We start from the raw sequence: 6294 nt of genomic DNA, 5'->3' as shown, positions 1-6294 counted from the left end.
ATTGTCTGATAAATTGTTAAAGAGCTTTGCTATGTTAGCTTATTTAAAGTTATTAGTCAATCTTTAATGAAAGATTTAATTGTTAACTTAAATGCTTTCCTAAAAACAATATCTTTAATTGATTTCAATAGTTTTGTTTTTGATATTTATTTTTATAATTTTTTCTTGTGATATTCTTTTAGAAAGAATTTTTTGTGCAAGAGGATTTTCAATTTTTTGTTGAATAGATCTTTTAAGAGGTCGTGCTCCATGTAAGTAATTATAGTTATCATGCCCTAAAAAATCATATACTTCTTTGCAAATTTGTAATTTATAACCTTGTTCTTCCAATCTTTTTTTTAATATTTTTAATTGTATTTTTACAATAGATGTCATATGTATTTCATTAAGTGGATGAAACACAACTATTTCATCAATACGATTAATAAGTTCAGGTCTAAAATAGTTATCAACTTCATTGATTATTAATTCCTTAATTTTGTTATAAGTCAGGGAATTAAATTTTTCTTGAATTAGACTAGAACCTAAATTAGAGGTCATAATGATGACTGTATTACTAAAATTAATGGTACGTCCTTTACTATCTGTTAAACGTCCTTCATCTAGTACTTGTAATAAAATATTAAAAATATCTGTATGTGCTTTTTCAATTTCATCTAGTAAAACTACAGAATAGGGATGGATACGAACTGCTTCAGTTATATACCCTCCTGTTTCATATCCTATATATCCAGGAGGCGCACCTATTAGTCTAGCAATAGAATGTTTTTCCATGAATTCTGACATATCTATTCTTATCATGGAATTATCTTTATCAAATAAAAATTTTGCTAATGATTTAGATAACTCTGTTTTTCCTGTTCCACTAGGACCTAAAAATAGGAATGAACCAATTGGTCGATTAGAATCAGATAAACCAGCTCGATTACGACGAATAGCATTAGATACTATTTTAACAGCTTCATCCTGTCCTATAACTTTTTTATGTAATTCTTCCTCCATGCGTAAAAGTTTTTCTCGTTCATTTTCCATCATGTTCGATACTGGAATACCAGTCCAACGAGATACAATATCAGCTATTTCTACATCACTAACACAATTACGTAATAGTTTTATGTTATTTACTTCATTATTAGTAGCTTTAATAAGTTTTTTTTCAAGTTCTGGAATAATTCCATATTGTAATTCTGACATTTTAGAAAGGTCTACAGAACGTCTAGCTTGCTCTAGTGATAATCTAGCTTGTTCAAGCTGACTCTTGATATTTTGTGTATTTAATATAAATGATTTTTCAGTATTCCAATTATCTTCAAGATTTTTATATTCAATTTCTTTTTGTTGTAATTCTTTATTAATTAGATTAAAACGCTTTATACTTATTTGATCAGATTCTTTTTGTAGTGCTTGTTGTTCAATTTTTAGTTGTATGATTCTTCTTTCAAGTCTATCAAGAGATTCGGGTTTGGAATCCATTTGTAGACGAATACTAGAGGCTGCTTCATCAATTAAATCGATAGCTTTATCTGGTAATTGACGTTCTGAAATATATCTATTGGACAAATTAGCTGCAGCAACTATTGCTCTATCAGTAATTTGCACATGATGATATAATTCATAACGTTCTTTTAGTCCTCGAAGAATAGCTATTGTAGCTTCCACGCTTGGTTCAGATATATACACTTTTTGAAAACGACGTTCTAGAGCTGCATCTTTCTCAATATATTGTCTATATTCATCTACAGTAGTTGCTCCTACACAATGGAGTTCTCCTCTAGCTAATTTAGGTTTTAAAAGATTACTTGCGTTCATTGCTCCTTCGTATTGTTCTCCCATAACTATGTTATGCAATTCGTCAATGAACAATATAATATTACCTTCATGTTTGGATAAATCCTTTAGTAACCCTTTTAAACGTTCTTCAAATTCTCCTCGATATTTAGCTCCGGCTATTAAATTACCTATATCAAGTGCTAATATTTGATTTCCTTTTAGCCTATCTGGTATTTCACCATTAACAATGCGTTGAGCTAAACCTTCAATTATTGCAGTTTTACCTACACCAGGTTTTCCTATAAGAACCGGATTATTTTTAGTTTTACGTTGTAAAACTTGTATAGTTCGACGTATTTCTTCATCACGTCCAATTACTGGATCTAATTTATTGTTTTCAGCAAGTTTAGTTAAATTAATAGCATATTTGTTTAAATAACTTTGATTTTTAGATCCTTGATTGTTCATTCTGACCTCATGGATATTATCTAAGGTATCATTATGGAATATCTTGTATAATTAACAAAAAACAGGACAAATAATTCAATTATTAAAGAATATTATTATTAATAATAATTAATACAAATAAAATTACTATTATAAATTTATAGTATATCTTTTAATTATTAAAATAAACTTATATCAATACTTTAAAGTGGTTTATATATGATTGCATTTAATAATAACGAAGGATAAAAAAGATAACTTACCGGATAAGATTTATCATAATTAAGATATTATAAAATCATACTATAATAGTAAAATCTTGTTATCAATAATTTTTCACATTTACAAATAAAATAGCAATATATTGTAAATATATATAACTGTTTGATAAATAAATATATAAATATTTGATTTATTTTAAAGATTATGTTTAATATTAAAATTTATTTATTCATTTTAGTATATCAATAAGATTATTCATATCTTCAGGAATTGGGGCATTAATTTTCATTAAAACATTAGTAATAGGATGATAAAAAGTTAATGTTTTTGCATGTAGTGCTTGTCTATTGAAATTGTAGATTTCGTTCATAATATTTGAGGTTTGTTTTTCTGATTTAGATTGCCGCTTGCAATAAACTGGATCTCCGATCACTGGATGTTTAATATAAGCCAAATGAACACGAATTTGGTGTGTTCGACCTGTTTGTAAACGTACATGCAGCCTAGAATGGTTTTGATAATATTCCATAGTGCGATAATGGGTTATAGCATGTTTGCCTGTTAAATTTACTGTCATTTTTGTTCTGTTTTTTTTATGTCTAGCTATCGGTTGATTAATTATCCCGTTTATTGGTGTAATACCATTGACAATTGCTTCATATTCACGAATAATTTCGCGTTTTTGTAACATATTAATTAATTTTCTTTGTGTATCAAGTGTTTTTGCTATAAGAATTAAACCTGTAGTATCTTTGTCTAATCTATGTACTATACCTGCGCGTGGTACATTAATTATATTGGGATATTTATATAACAATGCATTTAATAATGTCCCATGAAAATTGTTTGCTCCTGGATGTACTACAAAATTTTTTTGTTTATTAATAATTATAATGAATTCATCTTCATATATAATATGTAATGGTAAGTTCTGAGGTTCTAAAATTGAACATTCTACATTATTAACATTAATAACGACTAATTCTCCACCTAATATTTTTTTTTTGGTTTTTCTACTATATTACCATCTAGTGTGATAAATTTATTTAAAATCCAATTTTTAATACATGATCTAGAATAATTTGGAAAACATTGTTTTAAAGATTGATCTAATCTTTTTTTAAATAGAGTTTTAGGTAAAGTTACAGTATGTTGGATTTTTTTTAACATAATAATTTATTTTAATAATTAAATAGTAACAATATATTTGATAACTAGATATCTGTTGTTTTTAAGTTTAATCGTAATAATACTATAAAGGATACTGATTATATCATGAAATTAATGAAGTATATATCAACTATTTTGATATTAATTTTAATTATAACTGGTTGTTCTGAATTTAACGTTAAAGAATTAACTCATGAATCATTACCTATATTAAATGATATTGCTCAAAAAAATATCCAAAAAGGTAATTTTAAAACAGCAATCAAATATTTAGAAATTATAAAAAATATAGATCTAATTGGATCATATACAAAACAAGCACAACTTGATTTAATATATGTTTATTATAAAAAGAAGGATTTTAATGAAGCGCGAGATCTAGTGAATAATTTTATTAATCTCTATCCTAAACATCCTAACATAGATTATGTAATTTATATGAAAGGATTAATAGAGATGTCATTAGATAATCCAGTAATTATGAAAGTATTATATTATAATCGTTTTAGCCATGATCCAGAACATGCATATAATGCTTTTAACTATTTTCTACAATTATTAAAAAAGTATCCTAAAAGTGAATATGTACATGATGCTTATCTTCGTTTGATCTATTTAAAAAATAGATTGGCTAATTACGAATTATCTATAGCATCATTTTATGATAAAAAAGAAGCATATGTTGCAGTAATTACTCGTATTAATAATATGTTAATATACTATCCTGATACAAAAGCAACTCTTAATGCATTACCTTTAATGGAAAAAGCCTATCGTAAATTACAAATTAATAATGAAGCAGATAAAATTAGTAAAATTATATCATTAAATCATTAAGATATAAATAAAAAATAACATGTTTTATTTGTTTTATATATACTTATTAATTAATTATTAATATAATTAAGCTCTCATTTCTGTAATTATCTATATTTATATACCATTAAAATTAATGGTATATAAAATTATACTATTAAAATAATATTTAATAATACATTGAATTAAAAATAATTTGATAAAATTTATGATTAAGAACAAAAAAATCATTAACCCCTATAATATAAATCAAATATCAATAATCTTAACATTATGATAGCTTTTAAAATTAAACTTTATACATAAAACATATCTTATTTAATAAAACATCACCAACAAAATTCCTTGATTTTTTTATATCTTATAAGGTGCCTTTATGAATTATAAACAATCAACATTAAACCAGATTCGTAAAAACATTAATGAAATTGATGAAAAAATATTGATATTATTATCTAAGCGTCGGTCATTATCTGTTGAAATAGCTGAAATTAAATTTAAAGATCATAGGCCAATTCGCGATATAGAAAGAGAACTATTAGTAATAGAACGTTTAGTGATAATTGGAGAAAAATATCATCTGAATTCATGCTTTATTGCTAAATTATTCCAATTAATCATTGAAGATTCTGTTTTAATTCAAGAATCAGCTTTAAAAAAAAAACCTAAATATTCCTGCGACAATATAACCAAAATTACTTTTCTGGGACCTAAGGGATCTTATTCTCACATTGCTGCTAGGAAATATTTTACACAATCCTTTGATAACATAGTTGAATGTGCTTGTTTAAGTTTTTTTGATATTATTCAGTACGTTGAGAAAGGTATTGCAGATCATGCTATACTACCAATTGAAAATACTAGTTCAGGATCTATTAATGAAGTATATGATCTATTGCAACATACAAATTTATCAATTACTCACGAAATAACTTTACACATAGATCATTGCCTATTATCTAAAAGAGGAACTAACCTTGATGAAATTTGTACAATATACAGTCATCTACAACCTTTTCAACAATGTAGTAATTTTATTAAACTTTTTCCTCATTGGAATATTAAATATACAACTAGTACTGCAATTGCTATGCAAAAAGTAGAGGAATTGAACTCATCAAAGATAGCAGCATTAGGTAGTGAGGCAGGAGGATCATTGTATAATCTTCAAGTATTACATCGTCATCTAGCAAATCAAGAATATAACCAGACGAGATTTATTGTTTTATCACGTAATCCAATCGAAGTAGATGATCATGTTGCTGCTAAAACAACTATTATAGTAGCAACTGGTCAGCGCGTAGGTTCATTAGTTGAGGTTTTGTTAGTATTACACAAACATAATTTAGTTGTTAATAAGCTTGAATCGAGACCTATTAATGGCAATCCCTGGAAGGAAATATTTTACCTAGATATTCAAAGTAATTTGAAATCAAAAAATATGAAAAATGCTTTAGAAGATATAAAAAATATTACTTATTATTTAAGAATTTTGGGATGTTATCCTAGTGAAAGTAATACCTTCACTAGGATGTAATTAGATAAAATTTTTTAGTAAAAAACACTATTTATTTTATATATTATATTTTATTAGTGTCATTGTTAGACTGTTATTATATCTCTTTTTTAATAAAAATATAGTTTTATCAAGTTTATTTATAATAATTTATTAATAAATAGCAAATATATTTATATATAATTTCAATATATTATTGAAATTATATATTTCTTCATTGTAATTAAATGTATATATAAAAGTTGTAAAATGTCTAAGATCCTAAACAAGACATATTGTAATAAATAAGACTGAATATATATCTTAAATATTTTGATGTATCTTAAAAAATCATTAATAATATTTAATTTTGT

The 6294-nt window shown here is 25.2% G+C and carries 2 protein-coding genes and 2 pseudogenes; 2 read left to right on the top strand and 2 right to left on the bottom strand.

The window, feature by feature from the left end; genetic code table 11:
- Nucleotides 1-114: 114 nt before the first annotated feature.
- Nucleotides 115-2241 (bottom strand): annotated as a pseudogene (locus tag CRV11_RS03120) (AAA family ATPase); the annotation flags it as partial.
- Nucleotides 2242-2668: 427 nt separating this feature from the next.
- A pseudogene (gene rluD / locus CRV11_RS03115) lies at nucleotides 2669-3609 on the bottom strand (23S rRNA pseudouridine(1911/1915/1917) synthase RluD).
- A 105-nt stretch (nucleotides 3610-3714) separates the two neighbouring features.
- Between rluD and bamD the strand changes: the two are divergent.
- Both bamD and CRV11_RS03105 read left to right on the top strand, forming a co-directional pair.
- Nucleotides 3715-4446: an outer membrane protein assembly factor BamD gene (gene bamD / locus CRV11_RS03110; protein WP_136131878.1), complete on the top strand. Its 732-nt coding sequence runs from the start codon at nucleotides 3715-3717 to the stop codon at nucleotides 4444-4446.
- A gap of 355 nt (nucleotides 4447-4801) precedes the next feature.
- Nucleotides 4802-5962, top strand: coding sequence for a chorismate mutase (locus CRV11_RS03105; RefSeq protein ID WP_136131877.1), 1161 nt, complete (start codon nucleotides 4802-4804; stop codon nucleotides 5960-5962).
- The last annotated feature ends 332 nt before the right edge of the window (nucleotides 5963-6294 follow it).

The sequence above is a fragment of the Candidatus Pantoea edessiphila genome, from assembly GCF_002933335.1.
Lineage (GTDB): Bacteria > Pseudomonadota > Gammaproteobacteria > Enterobacterales > Enterobacteriaceae > Pantoea_C.
The sequence above is the reverse complement of the archived record's forward strand: the minus strand, read 5'-3'. Positions and strand labels throughout refer to the sequence as shown.